Annotated in this window: 24 protein-coding genes; 8 read left to right on the forward strand and 16 right to left on the reverse strand. The window is 36.0% G+C overall.

What is annotated here, in order from left to right:
- Positions 1 to 62: 62 nt before the first annotated feature.
- Genes menB through JOC48_RS06765 form a run of 4 tightly spaced genes read right to left on the reverse strand, consistent with a single transcriptional unit; the run spans position 63 to position 4,841 of the window.
- Positions 63 to 881, reverse strand: coding sequence for a 1,4-dihydroxy-2-naphthoyl-CoA synthase (gene menB, locus JOC48_RS06750; RefSeq protein WP_204498319.1), 819 nt, complete (start codon positions 879 to 881; stop codon positions 63 to 65).
- Positions 882 to 1,694: a 2-succinyl-6-hydroxy-2,4-cyclohexadiene-1-carboxylate synthase gene (gene menH, locus JOC48_RS06755; RefSeq protein ID WP_204498320.1), complete on the reverse strand. Its 813-nt coding sequence runs from the start codon at positions 1,692 to 1,694 to the stop codon at positions 882 to 884.
- Positions 1,695 to 3,446 carry a 2-succinyl-5-enolpyruvyl-6-hydroxy-3-cyclohexene-1-carboxylic-acid synthase gene (gene menD / locus JOC48_RS06760; protein ID WP_204498321.1) on the reverse strand — a complete coding sequence of 584 codons (1,752 nt, stop codon included), beginning with the start codon at positions 3,444 to 3,446 and terminating at the stop codon, positions 1,695 to 1,697. It abuts the gene before it with no gap.
- A 3-nt stretch (positions 3,447 to 3,449) separates the two neighbouring features.
- Positions 3,450 to 4,841, reverse strand: coding sequence for an isochorismate synthase (locus JOC48_RS06765; protein WP_204498322.1), 1,392 nt, complete (start codon positions 4,839 to 4,841; stop codon positions 3,450 to 3,452).
- Between the two features lie 331 nt (positions 4,842 to 5,172).
- Here JOC48_RS06765 and JOC48_RS06770 point away from each other — a divergent pair, with 331 nt between their 5' ends.
- Both JOC48_RS06770 and JOC48_RS06775 read left to right on the forward strand, forming a co-directional pair.
- A complete protein-coding gene (locus tag JOC48_RS06770) occupies positions 5,173 to 6,120 on the forward strand; it encodes a 1,4-dihydroxy-2-naphthoate polyprenyltransferase (RefSeq protein ID WP_204498323.1) in 948 nt (315 codons plus the stop codon).
- 55 nt (positions 6,121 to 6,175) lie between these two features.
- Positions 6,176 to 6,559, forward strand: coding sequence for a hotdog fold thioesterase (locus JOC48_RS06775; protein WP_204498324.1), 384 nt, complete (start codon positions 6,176 to 6,178; stop codon positions 6,557 to 6,559).
- A 78-nt stretch (positions 6,560 to 6,637) separates the two neighbouring features.
- Here the strand turns inward: JOC48_RS06775 and JOC48_RS06780 are convergent, their stop codons facing one another.
- Complete coding sequence (locus JOC48_RS06780; RefSeq protein ID WP_204498325.1) at positions 6,638 to 7,693, reverse strand: M20/M25/M40 family metallo-hydrolase; 1,056 nt, start codon at positions 7,691 to 7,693, stop codon at positions 6,638 to 6,640.
- A 119-nt stretch (positions 7,694 to 7,812) separates the two neighbouring features.
- On the opposite strand from JOC48_RS06780, the gene JOC48_RS06785 reads away from it, so the two are divergent.
- A complete protein-coding gene (locus JOC48_RS06785) occupies positions 7,813 to 8,814 on the forward strand; it encodes a potassium channel family protein (RefSeq protein WP_204498326.1) in 1,002 nt (333 codons plus the stop codon).
- Here JOC48_RS06785 and JOC48_RS06790 read toward each other — a convergent pair.
- Together JOC48_RS06790 and JOC48_RS06795 are read right to left on the reverse strand one after the other, a co-directional pair.
- Entirely contained in the window at positions 8,806 to 9,207 is a 402-nt protein-coding gene (locus JOC48_RS06790; protein WP_204498327.1) for a YugN-like family protein, read from the reverse strand. The genes JOC48_RS06785 and JOC48_RS06790 overlap by 9 nt on opposite strands.
- A 118-nt stretch (positions 9,208 to 9,325) precedes the next feature.
- Positions 9,326 to 10,672 (reverse strand): glucose-6-phosphate isomerase, encoded by a 1,347-nt coding sequence (locus JOC48_RS06795; RefSeq protein ID WP_204498328.1) that lies wholly within the window; start codon positions 10,670 to 10,672, stop codon positions 9,326 to 9,328.
- 281 nt (positions 10,673 to 10,953) lie between these two features.
- On the opposite strand from JOC48_RS06795, the gene JOC48_RS06800 reads away from it, so the two are divergent.
- Entirely contained in the window at positions 10,954 to 12,168 is a 1,215-nt protein-coding gene (locus JOC48_RS06800; protein WP_204498329.1) for a threonine synthase, read from the forward strand.
- 50 nt (positions 12,169 to 12,218) lie between these two features.
- Here the strand turns inward: JOC48_RS06800 and yugI are convergent, their stop codons facing one another.
- Positions 12,219 to 12,602 carry a S1 domain-containing post-transcriptional regulator GSP13 gene (gene yugI, locus JOC48_RS06805; RefSeq protein ID WP_204498330.1) on the reverse strand — a complete coding sequence of 128 codons (384 nt, stop codon included), beginning with the start codon at positions 12,600 to 12,602 and terminating at the stop codon, positions 12,219 to 12,221.
- Between the two features lie 398 nt (positions 12,603 to 13,000).
- Between yugI and JOC48_RS06810 the strand changes: the two genes are divergently transcribed.
- Positions 13,001 to 14,173: a MalY/PatB family protein gene (locus JOC48_RS06810; protein WP_204498331.1), complete on the forward strand. Its 1,173-nt coding sequence runs from the start codon at positions 13,001 to 13,003 to the stop codon at positions 14,171 to 14,173.
- A 76-nt stretch (positions 14,174 to 14,249) separates the two neighbouring features.
- Here JOC48_RS06810 and JOC48_RS06815 read toward each other — a convergent pair whose 3' ends face one another.
- Positions 14,250 to 14,822, reverse strand: a complete 573-nt coding sequence (locus tag JOC48_RS06815) for a superoxide dismutase family protein (RefSeq protein ID WP_204498332.1) — start codon at positions 14,820 to 14,822, stop codon at positions 14,250 to 14,252.
- Between the two features lie 203 nt (positions 14,823 to 15,025).
- Entirely contained in the window at positions 15,026 to 15,229 is a 204-nt protein-coding gene (locus tag JOC48_RS06820; protein ID WP_204498333.1) for a hypothetical protein, read from the reverse strand.
- Positions 15,230 to 15,359: 130 nt separating this feature from the next.
- Between JOC48_RS06820 and kapB the strand changes: the two genes are divergently transcribed.
- Positions 15,360 to 15,749, forward strand: coding sequence for a kinase-associated lipoprotein KapB (kapB, locus tag JOC48_RS06825; RefSeq protein WP_204498334.1), 390 nt, complete (start codon positions 15,360 to 15,362; stop codon positions 15,747 to 15,749).
- A gap of 175 nt (positions 15,750 to 15,924) precedes the next feature.
- Here kapB and JOC48_RS06830 read toward each other — a convergent pair whose 3' ends face one another.
- From JOC48_RS06830 to JOC48_RS06840, 3 genes are all read right to left on the reverse strand, one after another.
- Positions 15,925 to 17,103: a cation:proton antiporter gene (locus JOC48_RS06830; protein WP_204498335.1), complete on the reverse strand. Its 1,179-nt coding sequence runs from the start codon at positions 17,101 to 17,103 to the stop codon at positions 15,925 to 15,927.
- A gap of 7 nt (positions 17,104 to 17,110) precedes the next feature.
- A complete protein-coding gene (locus JOC48_RS06835) occupies positions 17,111 to 17,599 on the reverse strand; it encodes a cation:proton antiporter regulatory subunit (protein ID WP_204498336.1) in 489 nt (162 codons plus the stop codon).
- Positions 17,600 to 17,716: 117 nt separating this feature from the next.
- Positions 17,717 to 17,980 carry a phosphocarrier protein HPr gene (locus JOC48_RS06840; RefSeq protein ID WP_204498337.1) on the reverse strand — a complete coding sequence of 88 codons (264 nt, stop codon included), beginning with the start codon at positions 17,978 to 17,980 and terminating at the stop codon, positions 17,717 to 17,719.
- A gap of 272 nt (positions 17,981 to 18,252) precedes the next feature.
- On the opposite strand from JOC48_RS06840, the gene deoD reads away from it, so the two are divergent.
- Both deoD and JOC48_RS06850 read left to right on the forward strand, forming a co-directional pair.
- A complete protein-coding gene (gene deoD, locus JOC48_RS06845) occupies positions 18,253 to 18,963 on the forward strand; it encodes a purine-nucleoside phosphorylase (RefSeq protein WP_204498338.1) in 711 nt (236 codons plus the stop codon).
- A 226-nt stretch (positions 18,964 to 19,189) separates the two neighbouring features.
- Positions 19,190 to 19,666 (forward strand): divergent PAP2 family protein, encoded by a 477-nt coding sequence (locus JOC48_RS06850; protein ID WP_204498339.1) that lies wholly within the window; start codon positions 19,190 to 19,192, stop codon positions 19,664 to 19,666.
- Positions 19,667 to 19,727: 61 nt separating this feature from the next.
- On the opposite strand, the gene JOC48_RS06855 is transcribed toward JOC48_RS06850, so the two are convergent.
- The 3 genes from JOC48_RS06855 to JOC48_RS06865 form a co-directional block, all read right to left on the reverse strand.
- Positions 19,728 to 20,372: a 3D domain-containing protein gene (locus JOC48_RS06855; protein ID WP_204498340.1), complete on the reverse strand. Its 645-nt coding sequence runs from the start codon at positions 20,370 to 20,372 to the stop codon at positions 19,728 to 19,730.
- Between the two features lie 135 nt (positions 20,373 to 20,507).
- Positions 20,508 to 20,819 (reverse strand): YuiB family protein, encoded by a 312-nt coding sequence (locus tag JOC48_RS06860; RefSeq protein ID WP_204498341.1) that lies wholly within the window; start codon positions 20,817 to 20,819, stop codon positions 20,508 to 20,510.
- A 152-nt stretch (positions 20,820 to 20,971) separates the two neighbouring features.
- Entirely contained in the window at positions 20,972 to 22,189 is a 1,218-nt protein-coding gene (locus tag JOC48_RS06865; protein WP_204498342.1) for an NAD(P)/FAD-dependent oxidoreductase, read from the reverse strand.
- Positions 22,190 to 22,438 lie beyond the last annotated feature (249 nt).

A 22,438-nucleotide genomic window follows, 5' to 3' on the forward strand; every position in this document is an offset into this window, starting at 1 on the left:
TTGTCTGTATTCCTAACATTTTGAAACCATAGGTTCAGTTGTTTAACTTAAAACGCTAAGTATTAAGGGAAGCGAGGGAATTGTTTAAAGTCTGGATTACGTTTCTCCTTAAACGCGTCTCGCCCTTCTTTTGCTTCGTCTGTCGTATAATACAATAATGTAGCGTCTCCGCCCATTTGCTGAAGACCAGCAAGTCCATCTGTATCAGCATTCAGAGATGCTTTCAAGAAGCGTAAAGCAGTCGGTGATTTTTCTAGTATTTCTTCACACCATTGAACCGTCTCTTCCTCTAGTTTTTCTAATGGAACAACGGTATTTACCAATCCCATATCCAATGCTTCCTGTGCATTGTACTGGCGGCATAGGAACCAGATTTCTCTCGCCTTTTTCTGACCAACCATACGTGCTAATAAACCAGCACCATATCCTGCATCAAAGCTTCCAACTTTTGGACCAGTTTGTCCGAATATAGCATTGTCTGCAGCAATCGTTAAATCACATACCACATGTAATACGTGACCACCACCGATTGCATAACCGGACACCATAGCGATTACCGGTTTAGGAATAACACGAATCAATCGTTGTAAATCAAGTACATTTAAACGTGGAATATGATCATCACCTACATAACCACCATGCCCTCGAACCTTTTGATCTCCACCGGAACAAAAAGCTTTGTCTCCAGCACCAGCTAATACAATAACTCCGATAGATGAATCGTCTCTCGCATAAGCAAAAGCATCGATTAATTCATTTACCGTTTGCGGTCGAAATGCATTTCGAACTTCTGGACGATTAATCGTTATTTTTGCAATACCATTGTATGTTTGATACAAAATATCTTCGTATTCTCTTTCGTTTACCCATTCTACTGTCATTTATATAGCCTCCAATCCTTTATGTAGAAAATCACTTACTATTGTACCAAAAGTTTCTGGTTGTTCCACATGAACAGCATGACCAGCATTTGGTATTATTTCTAATTGGGCTTGTGTAAGCTCACGTTTCATCTTTTGGGCAATCGAAACAAATTTCTCATCTAACTCCCCTGCAATCAATAGGACATCGAATGATAAACTTGATAGCTCTCCCCACCAGGAAGGTTGCTTTCCTGTGCCCATACCACGGAGAGAGGCTGCAAGCCCCTTTGGATCCTGACTTAACCGCTCACACCTTATCTTTTGTTTTTCTTCATTACTTAGTACCGACTGACTCTCAAATAGCGGGATGTTTTCCCAGTAATCAACAAAAGAAGTTATCCCCTCTTCTTCTATTTTTTCAGCTAAACGTTCATCCTTGTCTCTCCTTAACATTCGTTCACTTTCATCTAAAAGACCAGGAGAAGCACTTTCAAGAACAAGTGCCTTGACTGCTTCCGGATACAACATTGCAAATGATAAGGTAGCTCTTCCTCCCATTGAATAACCAAGGAACGCTGCTTGTTTAATCGAAAGTTTATCTAATAAAAGATTGATATGTTCACAAAATACTTCCATCCCCATTGGAATATTCGTTTCTGTTTTCCCATGCCCAGGCATATCAACCGTTATCAGTCTAAACGACTGTTTCCAATTATCAATAAATCGATCCCATGTCCGCGAGCTACCAGTAAATCCATGAAACAATACAATCGGGGGCCCTTCACCGTGTTGTTCAACCCAGTATCTAATACCACTTATTTCTATATACACTTAGTCACCCCGCATATATTCAACTAAACACTTTTCAACCTCTTGCCATTTCTGCTTATGCCACGAAGTATTTTCATTTCGATCTGTTTCTATCTCAATAATCGTTACGCCTGATTGATTATAACTCTCTCTTAAAACATCTGTAAATTGTTCCCATGATTGAGGCTTATAGTAATCACCTTTGTACATGCCAATAATATGTTTAAAATCAATATCCAAAGGAGTTCCAAATAATACTTCAAAGTGTTTATCATCTTCATTTGCTTGTGGTAAAAACGAAAATATTCCACCACCGTTATTATTCACTAACACTACTGTTAAGGAAAGGTTATAATGCTTCGCAACTAATAATCCATTGAGGTCATGGTAGAAAGATAAATCGCCAATTAATAAGGTAACATGTTCTCCATGTGCAGCAGCTCCTAATGCACTAGATGTTAAACCATCAATTCCATTGGCTCCTCGATTACCGATTACTTTCATTTGCTTGTTTGTATTCATAAAAAAAGTGTCCACGTCTCTGATAGCCATACTATTCCCTACATATAGGGTACTTTGAATTGGAACAGCGTCGGCTAAATATTTTACAACATGTCCTTCTGTTAACTTATTGCTTTCTTTCTCTTCTAACAACAATTGCTTTGCCTGTTCATTTAAAGACTTCCATATTTGTAACCATGATTTATCGTATGAATGATTTCTATTCTGGACCAAATCGCGACACAACTGCGCGGGATCTGCAAAAATAAATTGGGCTTCAATACCCGCTGGCTCTCTAAAACCAGAGTTAGGTTCAACAACATAATGCACAATCGATGGTTTTTCTTTTACGAACAATAAGTATGGTTTGGAGACAGGCATTGCCCCGAAACGAATGATAAATTCAGGGGAAAGCTGATCCCTTATTTGTTTACTTTTTAGAATCGCATCGTAACATTCGATTATGTTAGCCTTTGAATGATGACCAGCCCGTAACTGTGATAAAGGATCAGCCAATACTGGTAGATTCCACTCTTCGGCTAATGCTGCAATTCTATCTCCTAAATTACAATCAACCTGAGGTCCACAAACAATTAATCCTCGGTCAAATTCCCTCAACTGAGAAGCCAGAGAATCTAGTTGTTCTGTCGTTAACTTTCTCTCTCCATCCATCAGATGATGAAACGTCTCCTGCTTCTTATCATCCCCCCACAATTGAGGAACTGAAAAGTCAGGCAGGAGAGGTTCACGAAATGGAAAGTTTAAATGAACTGGTCCAGGATTTTCATTCCCTGCTGTATAATAAGCACGTGCAGCCTTACTTCTTACATAGTTTAGTAAGCTGGGAGACATATCCGGCAAAGACATCTCATGAAACCACTTCACATAATCCCTGTACATGTTTAGTTGCTCGATTGCTTGTGGTGCACCAACATCTCGCAATTCATGGGGGCGATCAGCAGTTAGGACAAGCAGTGGAACTCTTCCATAATAAGCTTCTACAATGGCAGGATAGTAATTAGCAGCTGCAGTTCCAGAAGTACAAACAAGAGCAACTGGTTTATTCTCTTGTTTCGCCATTCCCAATGCAAAAAAGCCTGCAGATCGCTCATCCATATTCACCCAGTGCGTAATAGACGGGTATTCTGCAAATGTCATTGCTAAAGGAGTAGACCTAGAACCGGGTGAAATAACAACATCTGTTAAACCACTTTTATATAACTCATCAACAAAATTTGCAACATATCTTGTTAACGTCTCCGAATGACTCATATACTAACCCCCCAGTACAGACAACATTGGTATAAATTTCATATTGGTTTCTTGATATTCTGCTTCAGGGTCTGAATCTTTAACGACACCACACCCTGCAAATAAGGAAGCTTCACGCCCTTTTATTAGAGCAGAACGAATCGCTACAGCAAACTCTCCATTTTGATAGGCATCCAGCCAACCGATTGGAGCACCATACCATCCTCTATCTAATTGTTCATTTTCGCGAATAAATGCTAGCGACTTATCTTGCGGAAAGCCTCCTAGAGCAGGTGTAGGGTGTAGTCTCTGAACGATATCAAAAATGGAATAATTATTTTTTAACCTTGCCTGTACAGGAGTATACAAGTGCTGTAAATTTTTCAATGGATACAAAACAGGATGATTTGGCACCCTCACCTCTTCACAGCATTCCACTACTGATTCTTTAATCATTTGCACGACAAATTTATGTTCCTGCCGATTTTTTACATCCGTTAATAATTCCTCACCTATTGTCCTATCTTCTATCGACGTAAAACCTCTAGGTGCCGTACCTGCCAAGCATGATGAAAAGAGCTGATTTCCTTCTACACGAACCAATTGTTCTGGACTAGCTCCAATAAAGCAATCTTCACTATTTTCAAAAGCAAAAATATAGCTATTGGTTTGTGTCTCTATTAAATCATGTAAGATGGAAGAAAGGTCCACATCCTTCTCAAATGATACAATCATTTCTCTAGCGAGGACAATCTTATCTGCTTTCCCCTTCTTTATTTCTTTCATAGCTTTTAACACTAGTTCTTTCCATTGATCAGGGTTAACTTCTGCTTTCTTACTTATAACTGACTTAACAGGCCATAATTTATCTTTTTTAATTAGGGACTTTTTATTTTTTACTAACTCAAAATACAATTGTTTTGCATGATCCTCTGCATGAACAACTACATTAATGGTAAGGTAATAATTTCCATTACTAACCGTTAATAAATAAGCAGGCACCCGAAATTGGCTGCCCCCAAATTTTTCCCATAATTCTGTGTTCTCTTTTTCTGGATCAAAGGAAAAGCCTCCTAATGCAATTGGTCCAGTTCCTGGTTGTTGAAATGAATTGAAGATTAAACTTTTGTCCAACATCTTTTTCCATTGCATCTCTATTCCCTCGAACCGATTAACACTCGTCGACTGTAAACCAAAAGCTTCACCAGCTCCGACTAAGAAAAACGAATCTGTAGAACTTGTCCAAAAAAATCGATTTCGATCATTTATATCTTTTGCTTTGTTAAAAAAGCTAATAGGATTTACTTCATTGATTTTATCTGTATAACTCAGTAATTGAGGTTCATTTTTGTCTTTTGCAATCATAATTGCTTCTTCCAAAGCTTCTTCTAACTCTTTTACTTCTGTTTGGATCATTCCTAACCCTCCAATATCATAGAGGCATTGGCCTAAATGCAAAGATAATACTATTATAATATAAACGAAAAAGATATACCTTTAAAAAACTTCATGTAATAGTTTTTATAAACAATATATATCCTTTTTCCCTGATACTATTTTATAAGCTTTTTCAACGATTCTCAACAATTCCCACTATTTCCTAACAATTAATGATGATAACTAATTGACACTATTCTTTTATTTGCCTAAACTTATTATGAATAATGCACGACTGGGAGTATTTTTATGATAACACTAATTTATTTTAAGATCGTTTAACTAGGCGTTATTAAGGAGAGAAGTTTACATGCAATCGCTAGAAGAAAACAATATGAAAGGCGCCTTAAATGAAAAAGAAGGATTCCACGTTTGGTGGAGGATGTTACGACCACATACGTTAACTGCATCATTTATTCCAGTATTTGTTGGAACAATGCTTGCAGTTCTAGATGGATCTTTTTATTTTTTATTATTTTTGGCTATGTTAATTGCTTCCATGTTAATCCAAGCAGCAACAAATATGTTTAATGAATACTATGACTATGTACGAGGCCTTGATAATGAAGGTTCAGTTGGGATAGGTGGAACAATTGTACGTGATGGAGTATCACCAAAAACAGTATTACAATTAGCAATTGCTTTCTTCGGTATTGCTATACTATTAGGTATTTATATTTGTATCGAATCAAACTGGTGGTTAGCACTAGTCGGGGTTATTTGCATGCTTTGTGGTTACCTTTACACTGGAGGTCCTTTTCCGATTTCCTCCTCTCCGTTTGGTGAGCTATTCGCTGGCTTTTTTATGGGAACAGTTATTATTGTGATTAGTTATTTTATACAAACGAATACCATTACTAGTGAAATACTATTGATTTCAATTCCTATCGCAATTTTTATCGGTACCATTCTATTAGCCAATAACATTCGTGATCGTATTGGAGATCAGCAAAACGGCAGAAAAACGATAGCAATCTTACTTGGACATGACCAATCAGTTCGGTTGTTAGCAATTAGTTTTATCTCAAGCTACTTATCAACCGTTATTTTTGTTGTCATAGGCATCCTCCCGATTTGGTCATTGATAACCTTTTTAAGTGCAAAGAAAGCGACTGTAGCTATTAAAGGATTCCAAGGAAAAACAATGAATATAGAAATGATGCCGGCAATGAAAGCTACTGCCCAAACGAATACAATTTACGGGTTTTTATTAGGATTATCTTTATTGTTGCAGCTTTTCATTCCCTTTTCTTTTTAAAAATACGCCAAAATCTTTCTAATCCGATAACTAAATGTCAAAGGAGCTACAAAAATTGGATTTTTCAAATACTCTGATGGATGCTCTTGGTATGAAAGTAATCACGCTTAATGCAAACTTAGTAGAAATTCAGATGCCTGTTAATGAGAACACCAAGCAACCGATGGGCCTCTTACATGGTGGTGCTAGTGTCGCGTTAGCAGAAACCGCTGCAAGTATTGGCGCATTTTTATCCATTGATTCAAGGCAACAGCAAATAGTAGGCATTGAAATTAACGCAAATCATGTAAAAAGTAAACAGGATGGATTTGTAATAGGAAGAGCAACTCCGATTCATAAAGGGAGAACAACCATGGTTTGGGAAATAAAAATAGTTGACGAACAAGATAGATTGATTTCTATTTCTAGGTGTACCGTTGGAATCATTCATACAGATTAGAAAAGGGTGTGTCCCCAAATTTGGTTTGGGACACACCCTTTTCCCCTAATTGCACATAGCGAACTATTCGATCATTAATTAATCCTCTAATGGATTTAAACTTTCATTCCCTGATAACCCTTCAATCATGTGAACAAGTAACTCAATTTCTTCTTCAATATCCTTGGTACTTGCTGTTTCTACTGGCGAGTGCATGTAGCGTAACGGTAAGGAAACTAAGCTAACTGGAACACCTTTACCCGTTAAACGCATACGATCTGCATCTGTTCCCGTACTTCTTGAAGTTAACTCATATTGTACCTTCATGTTTAGGGATCTCGCCGTTTTTTCTAAAATTCTATTGATTTTTATATTAATTGGCGCTCCTTTTGCCAGGACTGGCCCACCTTCCAACCGAACATCTCCATGTTTGTTTTGATTTACACCTGGATAATCCGTTGCAAATGTCACATCACATGCTATGGCCATTGTTGGATTAATGCCAGCTGCCGCAAAATATGCACCACCCATATTAGTCTCTTCATTCACTGTACTCGCAGCATAAACACCTACATTTATCTTCTTGTCTGACAGCTTTCTTAACACTTCGGCGATAATAAATGCACCTGTACGATTATCTAGCCCTCTACCTGATATGTATCGATCCATTAACATCTCTGGTTCTCGTTTATAAACAGCTAAATCGCCAACCTGGACAAACTTTTCTATTTCTTTTTTTGATTTTGCACCACAATCGATAAACAAATCGTCTAGCTCAAAATCATTCTTGATTCCTCCATGATGCTGTGCGTTAACACCAATCACACCAGTAATTGTTTGATCTAAGCCAAGGATTTCAACTTTCATACCTATTGCAGCTTTCGGATTTATCCCACCCATTTTATCGAAATATAAAAATCCATTGTCATCAATTCGATTGATAACTAAAGCAATTTCGTCACAATGACCAGCCAAAAGCACCTTAAAATCAGCATCCTTATTTAATACTCCAATGGCGTTCCCAGCATTATCTGTTATTATTTCATCCGCAAATGGCTTTACATAATCCATCCACTTCTTTTGAATCGTCACTTCCATACTAGATGGAGATGGTGTTCTTAACAACTGAAATAAAAAATCGTGATTTAATTCCATTTTCATCCTCCTCATCCTATCATAGCAAAAATAGTTAACTGGAACGAGTTTTTCACCTGCTTCTTTATAGAATTAAAAGTTTCTGTCCATACTGGTAAAAAAAAGTTAGGGGAAAGTTTATGAATTTCTACCGAATTTGGCAACATTACTTTAAGCTTCCCATATTTTTACGATTATTATCAACTGTTTGTATATTAATGTTTCTATTTGGATTGACAATCCATTTAATCGAGCCAAAACATTTCCCAAGTATATTTGATGGCATTTGGTGGGCATTTGTTACCGGTTCTACAGTCGGTTATGGGGATTATGTTCCATTGAGTACTACAGGAAAAATTATTGGCATTTTGTTAATACTTGCTGGCGGAGGAGTTGTAACGTTTTATATGGCTACGATTTCAGCTGGAACGATTAAATTTGAACAAGATTTATCCAAAGGGAAAGTAGCATTCAAAGGGAAAAACCATATTATTTTTATTGGATGGAATGAACGAACAAAGCAACTTTTAGATATGATTGTAAAACATCACCCGGAGGATCAAATTGTATTAATTGATCATACATTAACAAAATTGCCTTTCCAAAAGTATAACATTCATTACGTCCGAGGAGATGCTACTGAAGATGAAGTCCTACAAAAAGCAAAAACTCAAGAGGCGAAATACGCAATTATAACAGCTGATCCTGCAAAAAAAGAGAGACAAGCAGATCAAGCGAGTATATTGACTACCGTTGCTTTACGAGGCAATAATCCAAATTTATATATCATTACAGAAATTTTAACAAAAGAACAAATCACAAATGCAAAACGTGCAGGTGCTGATGCTGTCGTTCGATCCAATGATTTTATGAGTACATTATTTTATCACGAAATATTCCGTGATTCATCTTTAAAACCATTTGATATTTTACTTCAAGTGCTGTCAAATCAACAATTTACACAGGTTAGATTGCCAAAAGAAATGGAGGGAAGAAGTTTTCTTGATTGTTCGGATTATTATGTTGCGGAGGAAAAATTACTAATTGGGATAATCAGGGAAGGAGAGTTATTATTAAACCCTCCATTTGATACTACCCTTCAGATAGAGGACATCCTAATTGTATTATCTAGATTAAAGTAACACATGCTCGACTTGCTCGATTAATCGTCTTCCTTTTTCCACATATTTATCTGGTACATCTGCATCAGGGTCAACCGGTTCTTGAAATTGATTGACTGAGCCTTGGAAGACACCATTATCAGCTGAAGCTTCAACGTCATCCTGATACTTGTGAGTAAGGACAAATGGCTTGCCAAGTCGTATAATTGCACCAGGGGAATCTAGCATTCCCTGCTCTGTTTTAAAAGGGATTCTTATAAATTGATACCCATCATCATCAGCCATTTTGTAATCAACGAACCCTTCGTCATAATCCCAATTATTTCCAATCACATAACCTAGTGGCTTTAAATGCTTTTCCAACTCATGCAAGGGCAAGACATGATTTTCTAAACTCGAATCAACAGGAACCATCATAAAACTCCTTTTTATTTTACCTTACCCTTTTCACCGTCCAATTATGTTACAAATTTTATTTGATAAAAAAACACATGGCAAATCACCATGTGTTTTTTTATGTTTATTTAATTGCTTATAATCTTTTTTCTAATTTTTCCTTTTCATCTTCAAAGCCTGGCTTACCAAGCAATGCAAACATATTTTTCTTATATGCTTCTACTCCCGGCTGATCAAAAGGATTTACACCAAGTAAATAACCACTAATTGCACATGCTTTTTCGAAGAAATAAACCACATATCCAAATGTAAACGCATCTAATTTCGGCAAGTGAACGATTAAGTTCGGAACTTGTCCATCCGTGTGCGCAAGCATTGTTCCCTGATAAGCTTTTTCATTGACAAAATCAACCGTTTTACCAGCTAAGTAGTTTAATCCATCTAAATCTTGGTCTTCTTTTTCAAGCGTAATATTGGATTTTGGTTCCTCTACATGTAAGACAGTTTCAAATAGATCTCTACGACCTTCTTGTACATATTGACCTAATGAATGTAAGTCAGTTGAAAAGTTCGCTGATGAAGGATAAATACCTTTAAAGTCCTTTCCTTCGCTTTCCCCAAATAATTGTTTCCACCACTCAGAAAAATATTGTAGAGAAGGTTCATAATTGATTAACATTTCAATTGTTTTTCCCTTGTTATATAAAACATTTCTTACTGCTGCATATTGATAGGCTGGGTTTTTTGCCAAGTCTTCTTCATTTAAATCAACCTGTGCTTCATGAGCACCTTTCATCATTTCATCAATGTCTACACCACTTACTGCAATTGGTAACAATCCGACTGCAGTTAATACAGAATAACGCCCACCTACATCATCAGGTATGACAAAGCTTTCATAGCCTTCTTCGTTTGCTAATGTCTTAAGAGCACCTTTTGCCTTATCCGTTGTGGCGTAAATACGGCCTTTTGCTTCTTCTACACCATACTTTTCTTCAAGAAATTTACGGTAAATACGAAACGCAATAGCTGGTTCCGTTGTTGTACCACTTTTAGAAATAACATTAACTGAAACATCTTTATCCTTTAGTACGTCAAATAAATCATTAATATAAGATGAACTAATATTATTACCAACAAAAAATACTTGAGGTGTTTCACGTTGACTTGAAGATAATGCATTATAGAAAGAATGATTTAACATATCAATAGCAGCACGGGCTCCTAAATAAGATCCACCTATTCCAACAACAAGAAGTACATCTGAATCGGATTTAATCTTTTCTGCAGCTTTTTTAATTCGGGAAAACTCTTCCTTGTCATAGTTCTCCGGCAAATCAACCCATCCTAAAAAGTCATTGCCAGCACCTGTTTTATTATGTATTGCCTGGTGAGCCAGCTTTACTGGTTCTTTCATGTATTCTAATTCATGTTCACCAAAAAAAGATAATGCTTTTCCATATTCAAAACGCACATGACCCATTTTTTACACCCTCCATTTTGTTAGTTATTACCTCTTTTACTGTACCTAAACAAGCAGGTGAAATCAAGTGAACAGATGAATAATAGTGTCGTATTGTTATTTCAGAATGAATAAATATACATGCCATTATCTCTTTAAGCTATCGGCTTTCATTGGAGCTTTCGTTCAAGTTATACAAGCATTAATTAGAATCAGTGGAATGTAATTTATCCAAAATATTGTTAAATTTTCCTTAGATTCGGTAAACTGACTATAGAAGTTTGAAGGAAGGAGAAAAATTAATGTATAGCTACGTTTCACATTTATATTGTCCTAAATGTCAAGATAACTTTGACTCATCGACAAAACAACATCTATGTCATTGCGGATCACCATTATTAGTCGAATATCATTTAGAAGAATTGAGTAGAGCCATAAATAAGGATATGTTGCAGACTCGTCCTTCGTCTCTATGGAGGTATCATGAGTTGTTACCTATAAACAGTCCAGAAAATGTCGTTTCTTTAGGTGAAGGTATGACACCACTTGTAATGATGGATGAACTCGGCAAACAAATAGGGATACATTCCCTTTATATGAAGGATGAAGGATTAATTCCTACTGGCTCTTTTAAAGCACGTGGAGCATCAGTTGGTATTTCAAAAGCAAAAGAGCTAGAAGTAAAAGAAATAGCAATGCCTACAAATGGAAATGCAGGGGCAGCTTGGTCACTTTACGCTGCTCGCGCAGGAATTAAAGCAACAATAGTTATGCCTGTAGACGCTCCAGAAATCACAAGAAATGAATGTGCTATTGCAGGAGCTAACCTTCATCTTGTAAACGGATTGATTAGTGATGCTGGAAAAATAGTTGGAGACTTAGTACAAAAGCAAACTATTTATGATGTATCAACACTAAAAGAGCCTTATCGAATTGAAGGAAAGAAAACGATGGGATTGGAATTAGCCGAACAATTTAATTGGGAGATTCCAGATGTTATCTTGTATCCTACAGGAGGTGGCGTCGGAATAATTGGTATATTCAAAGCATTAAAAGAACTCCAGCAAATGGGGTGGATAAAACCAGATAAATTTCCTCGTTTAGTTGCTGTACAAGCAGAAGGGTGTGCACCCATTGTGGAAGCATGGGAGAAAAAGGAAAAAAGCTCCGAGTACTGGCAAAATAGTTCCACAGTTGCTTTTGGAATAAATGTACCAAAAGCAATAGGAGACTTTCTTGTCTTAGATGCATTGTACGAAACAGATGGTTGTGCGATTGCTATTAGTGATCAGGCATTACTTGAGGAACAAAAGAAAATAGCAAATACTGAAGGGTGTTTTATATGTCCTGAAGGTGCTGCTGCTTTTAACGCTGCAAGAAAATTAAGAGAAAATGGATGGATTAAAGAGACTGACAAAGTAGTTGTGTTAAACACTGGAGCAGGTATTAAATACCCGAATACAGTTAAAATGAATGTGCCTATCATGGAGCCTGAAGAGCGCATTAACATCAATTAAAGCAATAGTAAAAGGTCTTCCCTACATCAAGGGAAGACCTTTTACTATTGCTACTTTTTAAATGTAGTTTCACGCTCTTGAGATTGTTTAATCCAATCACTTAATTTGTCTTTCAACGTATTGAAGCCAGGCTCCGTTTTTTCTTGTGTTTGCTTTTTTGAAGAACGGTCAGTAACTTCTTGCTTTGGTGCTTCTTGTGTAGCTCGAATGGACAGTGAATACTTATTAGCTTTTTCATCTATGGAGAGGATTTTAACTTTGACTACATCTCCAACTGAAAGAAATTCACTCACGTCTTTGACATATCCGTGTGTAACTTCTGAAATATGAACCAAGCCCTGAATTTCATCATCAAGTGCAACAAATGCACCATATGGTTGAATTCCAGTTACTTTTCCTTCTAATATTTGACCTTCTGTAAATTTTTCCGCCATGCTGAACAACTCCCGCGTTTTTTTCCTATTACCTTCTTATTGGAAAATAAGTTAATTTCCAGAACGTATATAGTTTCCTTTTTACACAATTACTAATTCTAACATAGTACGTGAGTTTCCGCAAAAAAGATGGACTTTTATTCAAATAATTAAACAAAAATGAAAAACTTTTTTAAAAAACGTTTAAACATCATCATACGTGGTAATAAATAAGTATGTAAGACTTTCTCGTATTCCCCCTGTAAAGCAAAGCGGTTCACCCGCTTTGCTTTTTTATTTTTAGGCTCACTTATTTTTATTCATTAACACTATTTAAAGGCTTAGACTCTTTTATTTGGTGACTTCTTAAACATCCTCTATAATAAAACTTATATCGCTATTTTAAGGGGGAGATTGTCATGACTTTCTTTGAAAAAGTACCAAACAGAAAAGAAACTCGTTCCGTAAAATGGGATTTAGTAAAATCAATTTATGGGGCAGACGATGTATTACCAATGTGGGTTGCAGATATGGATTTTCCTGTACCAACTGCTGTTACGGAAGCATTAGTAAAAAGGGCACAGCATGGAATTTTCGGTTATACTTATACAGACCCCTCTGTTAATCACCTTATTTGCAAATGGGTTAAAAAACGACATAATTGGGATATTAACCCTTCATCCCTAATATATAGCCCAGGTGTAATTACGACGTTACATATGGCAATTCAGACATTTACAAACAAAGATGATGCTATTTTAATTCAGACACCTGTGTACCCTCCTTTTTATGATGTTGTAAAAAAGCATAACCGGACTTTAATCACAAACCCATTGGTGCTGAAAAATGGACGTTATGAAATTGATTTCCCTCACTTTGAAGCACAGCTTAAGCAAGGGGTAAAAGCGTTCATTTTATGTAACCCTCACAATCCTGTCGGAAGAGTGTGGACAAAGGAAGAGCTCCAACAAATGGCAGATTTGTGTTTGAAATATAACGTGACGATTTTTTCCGACGAGATTCATGCTGATATTGTTTATTCAGATTATAAACATATACCGATAGCCTCTCTTTCTGAAGAAATTAGCAAACACACAATTACTTGTATGTCACCAACAAAAACGTTTAATCTAGCAGGTTTACAAGCATCATTTGCCATTGTTTCTGATAAAGCGATGAGAGTGAAGCTGAATGATCAACTAAAAAGACAAGGAGTCATTTTTTTAAATACGATGGGAGTTACCGCACTAGAAGCCGCCTACAGAGACGGTGAAAATTGGCTAGAAGAACTATTAGAAGTATTGGAACGAAACAAAACGCTTGTTAGCAGGGCGTTTGAAGGGCGGAATGATGTCTCCATTATTGAACCTGAAGGAACTTATTTAATTTGGATGGATTGTCGTCAAATGAACCTCCCTCATGAAGAGATTAAAAAATTTATGCAAGAAAATGCAAAGGTAGGTCTAAACGACGGCATAAGCTTCGGGGAAGAAGGTAGCGGTTTTATGCGAATAAACATTGCTTGCCCAACTACGATCGTAAAGCAAGGATTAGACCGAATCCTAACAGCTTTAAATAATAGAAAAGAATAGACTGTCACACAAGGGTCTGATTCCCTCATCCATCTGTAGTAGTTGAGGGGGTCTGACCCTTTTCTTTTGGACAGACCTATTCTTCTTCTTCGTTAGATTCTGTTGGATCAGTTGGTGAGTCAGGGTTATTGGACTCTGATAAAGTAATTTTACCACATGCCACTCTAGCTCCAGCGTCTCCAGCGGGCTGACTTACTCCATCGTCCTGTTTTTCATGAATGATTAAAGAAGTTCCCTCATTCTTCATTAAAGAATTTTTTCCCTCCATTAAGGTTGCTTCACTTAACGTTAGCTCAATATCCACTGTACCATCCTCTCCAGCTTCAATGTTAGGTAAGTCTCCTAAATGTGCACCTTCTGGATGCATTAATCCATGTTGTTTCCCTTGTGGATTAAGATGGCTGCCTGCAGACTTAAAATCAGGACTATCACACTTTGGAAACTCATGGACATGAATTCCATGTAATCCTGGCTCCAACCCTTCTACAGAAACTTGTACCTTTACTCCACCGGATTGTTCAGTCAATGTTGCTGTTCCTATTACGTCATCATCACTATTATACATATCTACTTCAATTGGTGAGCGTTCCTGTTCTTGGCATGAAACGAGAAAAAAGACACTCACCATGACAAGAAATACCTTTTTCATTATACTAACTCCCTTCAAAAGGTTGATCATTATACCTCGATTATGACATGCCCTGCCACTTATTATTACCAACATTAGTTTCTATAATCCAATTACATTTAAATATAGGAGAAGTGCTTAAACCTATGGCTATAATTTTTAAATTTTGAAAGCGAAAAAAAATCCTTAAAGTGCTCACTATCTTGCAAGCCTTTAAGGAATCTCTATTTTTTATCATCATTTTTTCTTTGCAATGAAAGATTATTTACATCTGTGCTATGATCTGCGTCAAACCTCTCTTCATCTCTTTTTGATTTTTTATAAAATAAATACATTGCAACAACTGCACCCATAAAGAAAATAAATAGACTGATGACAGCTGGAATATATTCTGCTTTATCTTGCGGAAAATACAAAAATTCCATCATAAATATCACACCTTTTTAGAAAAAATTCGCTTATCGTGTTGCTCAAACTATAACAAAACCAAATTTGGGGCTTGTAGAAATGCAATCTATTTGGCAATATGATAATAACAGATTTTTGGAGGTTTTACGAATGGACGATGCAAAAATTGGACAAATGGTAAAAGCACATTATAAGTCAGGCACTTATATTGGCGAAGTTGTAGAAGACCGGGGAAAGAATTACTTAATTAAAGTATTAGCAGTTTTAAAACATCCTTTACAGGGTGACTTGCATAATTTCGGGGAAACAGAAAATGTCTTTTTCCATCAAAGAAAGGCGTTAAGTTACCAAGAAAAAATGAATGTATCAAAACCTGCTGTGCACCCGTACAACGATGAAGTACCGGATTATCTTGAGTCATTAAAAATAGCGGTGGATGCGCTGGAACAAAAGCTGGATAAGGAGGATAGCACTTTTAATCAACAGGCTGCTCTTCTATTAGAAGATTTAAGAAAACAATATTTTCAAAAGTTAAACTAGCATAACCGATCAAGAAAGATTTTCACCTATCTTACTAACCTAACTTTTTTCGCGCCATTAATCTAAACACATCTATTGGTTAGAGGTGGGCATAATGCCCGCCCGTTAACCCTTACCAACGGATAATTATCTCAAGAGTTTTCTTGATGAGTGAGCATTAAAATACAATAATCGTTTATGAACCAGGTACTTGTAAGTCTTTTTTCTTTGATTTCTTTTTTCCATAAATTTTATTCACTATTCTTGGTGCTTGATCAAACAATACCATACCAATAAATGCTGCTATAATAATATATATTCCACCAAATACTTTTAAGGTTCCAGTTGCAATGCTTGCAATAACTACAGAGAATTCGCCTCTAGCACAAAGGGAGAGACCCGCCCTTAAAGATACTTTTTTTGAAAGACCATACCATCTACCACCAATGACACCAACCAGAACTTTTGCTATGATCGACCATATGAAGAGCACCAATAAAAATAGTGGCATCGGCAATCCATTACCTAATTCAATGGATGTCCCAAAATATACAAAAAAAGTCGGAAGCATTAAGTCTCGAATAGGAAGCACGGTATGTTCCACTCTGTCAATTTTTCCTATTTCCGCGAGCATCATCCCCGCTAAAAACGCTCCAAGTACTTCTGAAAGACCTAAAAATAATGCCAGTCCACCAAAAACAATTGCTATACCTACTAACAAAGAAATTTTAAAATCCTCGTCTTCAATCTTTTCTAGTAACTGATCAAACGGTTTGAACAATGTTTTTCCAAGTATAATAGCGAAAACAATCAACCCAATTACTTTTCCAGCAATGATGAATAAATCAGTTGGTGCAAAAGACCCACCTGCACTAATTGCAAGCATTACAGCAATTAGAATTGGCGCTACTAAATCCTCAAAAATTAGTATTGCTAACATAAATTCCGTTTCAGTATTTGCCATTCTACTCTTATCATCCAACAATTTCGCCGTAATAGAAGAACTTGTAGCATAGGCAATGCCGCCTATAATAAATGCACTAAATAAATCCATCCCAAACCCAATAGCTATAAGCATGGAGACTCCGAAGCTTAAAAAAGTATCCAACAATCCAGATGGCCATATTTTTTTTGCTATTGAACCTAATCGTTTAACACTAAATTCCAATCCTAGTAAAAAAAATAATAGTACGATTCCAATCTCGCTAGCAAAATGTAAAATCTCATTATGATGCAACCATTCTGCCAATATAACACCAAATATTATATATAAAATGACACTGGGAAAATTTATTTTTAAACTTAAAAACCCTAAATAAAAAATTCCCAGTAGAACAATTCCGGCACCAAGTAGAGTTGGAAAATCACTAAGCAAAATACAATCATTCCTCTCCTTTGCATAACGCTTCAAGTGCTGCTACTTGCTCTTTTTTTCCAATAGCCATAAGTACATCACCCGGTAGTAACTTTCTGCTCACTTCCGGTATAGCGATCATATCATCTCCTTGAACAATCCCAATAACATTTGCCCCTGTCTTATTACGGATTTCTGATTCTTCCATTGATTTATTTGAAAGGATTGATTTTTCTGTAAGCGTAATATAATCAACAACAATTTGCTTTTTAAACATTTGGAGTTGTTCCGCATTTACCGGTTGATAAGTAGCTCCTAACAGCTGTGCTCCTAGCTCTCGTGTTTCATCTGGGGTCAAATCCATGGCAAAATCAGCTTCATCGCTATCAGCATCTTCAAAAAAATACAATTCCCTTTTCCCTGTGTGATGGACGATTACAACTAACATACTATCCTCTGCTGTTTTTAATGAAATTTTTTGTCCGATCCCTGGTAATTGGGAAACAGAAACATCCATACCCTACACACCCTTTTAATTCCTAATAATAACTTATAATAATCTAATATTTTTAGAACGTGCAAAAAAGCTAGAAAAATATTACTTTCTAGCTTTTACAAAATAAAACGCATTCAATTACTCACCAAGTTGTTCTTTAATCGTTTCTTCAATTCCTTGCATCGCTTGTTCCTCGTCACTTCCATCAACAGTAACTAAAATTTCAGCACCCTTAGGTACCCCTAATGACATAACACCCATAATTGATTTCAAGTTTACGGTTTTTCCATTGTATTCCATTTCAATATGTGATTCGTATTGACCAGCCTTATTAACTAGAAGTGTTGCAGGTCTCGCATGAATTCCTGTCTCGTCTGTAATTGTAAATTTTCTTTCTTTCATTTAAAAAGTCCTCCCTTTCAAATCAACACAAAATATATGATAGTTACATAAACGGATCATAAATCCAGATTATGTGAAATTCCTAACTAAATTCATTATATACGAAAAATACCCTTGACGAAACAGAAAAGAAAGCACTTTTACAAAATAATTTAGTTTTTATTATGCTTCAAATGAACCATGGTATACATAAAATGACACAATTTGTTTTCTAGGCTTGGTTGTGATACGTTATTTTTGAAATATCTGACTAACGTAGGAGGTAATATGTAATGAGTGTTCATATTGGTGCTAAAAAAGAAGACATTGCAGATAAAATTTTATTGCCAGGTGATCCACTTCGTGCAAAATATATCGCAGAACAATTTTTAGATGACGTGTTTTGTTATAATGAAGTACGTGGAATGTATGGTTATACAGGTACATTTAAAGGGAAAAAAATTTCTGTGCAAGGTACAGGTATGGGGGTTCCTTCCATCTCCATTTACGCTAATGAATTAATACAAAGCTATGATGTCCAAACATTAATTCGTGTTGGTACATGTGGAGCGCTTCAAAAAGATGTCAAAGTTAGAGATGTTATTTTAGCATCAACTGCTACAACGGATTCACAAATGAATCGAATGGTTTTCGGAGGGATTGACTTTGCACCAACTGCAGATTTTCAATTACTAAAGAATGCTTATGACACCGGTCAGGAAAAAGGACTTAATCTCCGGGTTGGAAATGTCTTTACTAGTGATAGTTTTTATAGAGATAATGCTATCGAGCTTTTTGAGCTTTTAGCTACATATAATGTATTAGCAGTTGAGATGGAAACAACAGCCTTATATACGTTAGCTGCTAAATATGACCGAAAAGCATTATCCGTCTTGACTGTATCTGATCATGTATTAACAGGCGAAGAAACAAGCGCACAAGAAAGGCAAACTACGTTTAATGATATGATTGAGGTTGCACTTGACGCAGCAATTAAACAGTAAATGGTTCCATTTTCGAAAAGGCAGTAAGGATTACTGTCTTTTTTTCATCATTTAATCAATTTCCAACGAATGTCGTAGATCCAAACTTTTAGGAGCCCCTCTATCAATTTTGTTGTAAAGCTTATCAACTTTAATTACTTTTGCATTTGGATTGTGTTATTATTGTTTACATATTACCCCTAATATTACAAGAAAAGTACAAGTTATCAGAAAGGATGTTTTGGGATTGGACTTGTTTTCAAACTTTCCATTATGGGCCGCCCTTTTCGGAATAGTCTTTGCACAAGTGATTAAGATTCCAATTGAATTCATAGCTACAAAAGAATTCAAACCAGGATTAGCATTTAGTACTGGGGGCATGCCTAGTAGTCACTCAGCAGCTGTAGCAGCAGTTACTACTTCAATTGGGATTGAACAAGGAGTTTCGTCTGGAATTTTTGCAGTATCCGCAATTTTTAGTATTATAATAATGTTTGACGCTTCTGGGGTAAGAAGACATGCCGGAGAACAAGCAGTCCTGTTAAATATGCTAGTGAAAGACTTTCACTATTTTGTTGAAGAAGCAAAAGAATGGGCGAAAAAAGCAGAATATGAAAAGCGAAAAGAATTGAAGGAATTATTAGGTCATGAGCCAATAGAAGTTTTTTTTGGTGGACTTACCGGTGTCATTATTGCCTTTATTACCTATCCTTTATTTCTTTAACAAATGAAAATGAGGATGCCCTTGAATGTGAAATATTCATGGACACCCTCATTTTTAGTTATTAGCTTTCCCGATACTGTTCTCTAAACACTTGAAGTGCTTCCGTTTCATTTAACTCTGCTAACACTTCTTCTGTAAGCTCTCCATTTCCTTTTTTAATAACATAAACTTCTACTTCCTTTTTCCCCCATTTATCGTAAACATCTTCGACAGTTGGGTAATACAAATCGATTTTATTTCCCTTTATTGCTGAGCCCTTATCCGCAACAACTCCATACCCATATCCAGGAATAAACAAAATCGTTCCAAGTGGGAAAACGTCTAAATCCGCTGCTATCGTTGAATATAAATCACGTTTAACCTTTACACCTGAAAAAGTAATGCCGTACTCTGGATGATCTGGGGTTTTACCAGTTGATTCTTTCCCAGCCGTATAACCAGTTGCTAAAACAACTTCACTTGGATACTGTTCAAAGTCAATTGCTTCTTCAATGGATTGTGGTTCTTTAATTTGCTCACTAGATATATATCTTGTTCTTTGATTGACTTTATTATATGTTTTGTTCAATAATTTCACTTTTCTACCTGGATGCTCACTAAAATTAGAATAGATTAGTTGTACTCTTTCATGTTCACCTAACATAACATCAAATGCAGACACATTTGAAATCGATGAAACAGTCGTGTATAACGCCCCTATAAACATAATTGAAAAAAAAATTCTCTTTAAAAACGACTTCATTTTTAGGATAACACCTCTCTGGGTGTCATCTTGTCCACTATTAGAGTTTTTTATACATTATGGCTTTCCAAACATGTAAAAAAGAGCGATAATATGGTGTTAAAACATTTGATAGCCATTTTTTCTAAGCATACGAATCACGATTCCTGAAACAATTGTTCCTAATAATCCAAATAATAAAATGAAAACATCATAAATACTTAACTGAAAAAGTTTATCCCAAACAGTGACAAAAGCCCAAATTGGTCTTGTGAAATAATTAGAAATTGGAAAATCATCAACAATAAACAAAACAATGAATGGGTAAAGAAAAGCCATCACCCAAGTACGTCTAATAAGCATATTTAAAATAAAAGATATACCAAAAAATAAAACAAAAAATAACACAATGGAAACGACGAATTGTAGCATCTTTGTTCTCCCTTTAAATATTATTTCAACAAACTCAAACACAATTCTAGTATTAACTAAATAAAAGCGCAAGCATGTTCTCTTAATCACTCACGATTATCAAAAAAGCAAAAGTGAAGACTATATCACTTCACTTTTGCTTCTTAAATTAATTAAAATATATTAAACTTTCCTTTTTTCAACAATAACCCAATTCCGCCAATTTTCAGTAACGCACGGTTATCAATTACTTTTTTCATCACTGCTGCTGACCATCCAAATAGCTTTTTATCACCGAAAATTACACCAATTGCATCTCCATGTCCTAGTGATGCTACTGTACCTTTATTGTCAAATTCGAATGACTCCATTTCACCGCCGCCTTTAACAAGAACTCCGATGTTATGAGCACAAACTTCGGCTTCTTGCATAGCTATTTGTGCAGTTGGAGGATAAGGCCTGTCCGTTTCTTTATTCCAAATTAACGCACAATCGCCAACAACAAATACATCTTCATGCGAAGGAGCTCGCAAGTCTGGTTTCACTTCGATTTTACCTCTGTTGTGCTCTAATCCGGATTGTTCAACGATGCTGTTTGCTCGCACCCCTGCAGCCCAAACAGTTGTGAAAGTCGGGATTTCTTCTCTTTCTCCATCCTTTTCAATCACAATTCCTTCTGCCGTACATTCCTTCAACATTGCGCCAAGTTTAAATTCTACTCCTCTAGCTTCTAAAGAGTTCATGGCATACTCTACTAGCTGTGGATCAAATCCTGGAAGAATAGACGGCATTCCTTCTACATTGATGATTCTTACCTTATTACGGTCAATATCATATTCCTCACAAAGCTGAGGAATTCGGTCAGCAAGTTCACCTAAGAATTCGATTCCGGTAAAACCGCCACCACCAACAACGATATTCAACCGTTCTTGTTTCTTTTCCTTTTCATTATTGTATAATGCAAAATTATATTCAATATGCTGTCTAATTAAGCGAGCTTGGTTAATGCTACCTATTGTAAAGGCATTTTCTAGTAATCCTGGAATTCCAAATGTTGCTGGTTCAAAACCAAGTGCTACAACCAAATAATCATAATCAAGTTCATCATTTTCTAGGACTACTTTCTTTTCGTCAGGATTAATAGAAAGAACAGTGTCTTGTACAAAATCTACTTTACCCGTATGAATAATGTCATTAATACGAAATCTACTTCGATCATGATGTAAGGTTCCTGCAGCATTTTCATGCAACCATGTTGTTTCATAATGATAATCATGCTTATTAACTAACGTGATATGAGCATCGTTGATACCGAGTGTTTTTTGCAATTTTACTGTAGTTGTCAGACCACCATAACCTGCTCCAAGAATTACAATGTTTGGTTTCTTCATTAAAATCACTTCCAATTATAAGTATTTTCTTTTCACCTTTTCATATCGTGATATATTTCACGTACGACTATACAAAGTCACAAATCCGTAATATTTAGCCTAAAGATAATCTTAGACTCTTTTCCTGCAATTTTCAACCCTTATTTCTATTTTAGAAAAATTCAAAATTTTCAAATCGATGTTATTTGCTGTTCAGTTCTACACAATATCAAAAATGTGTTAAAATAAGACCGTTATATACACGTACCG

It is taken from the genome of Aquibacillus albus (genome assembly GCF_016908325.1).
Lineage (GTDB): Bacteria > Bacillota > Bacilli > Bacillales > Amphibacillaceae > Aquibacillus_A > Aquibacillus_A albus.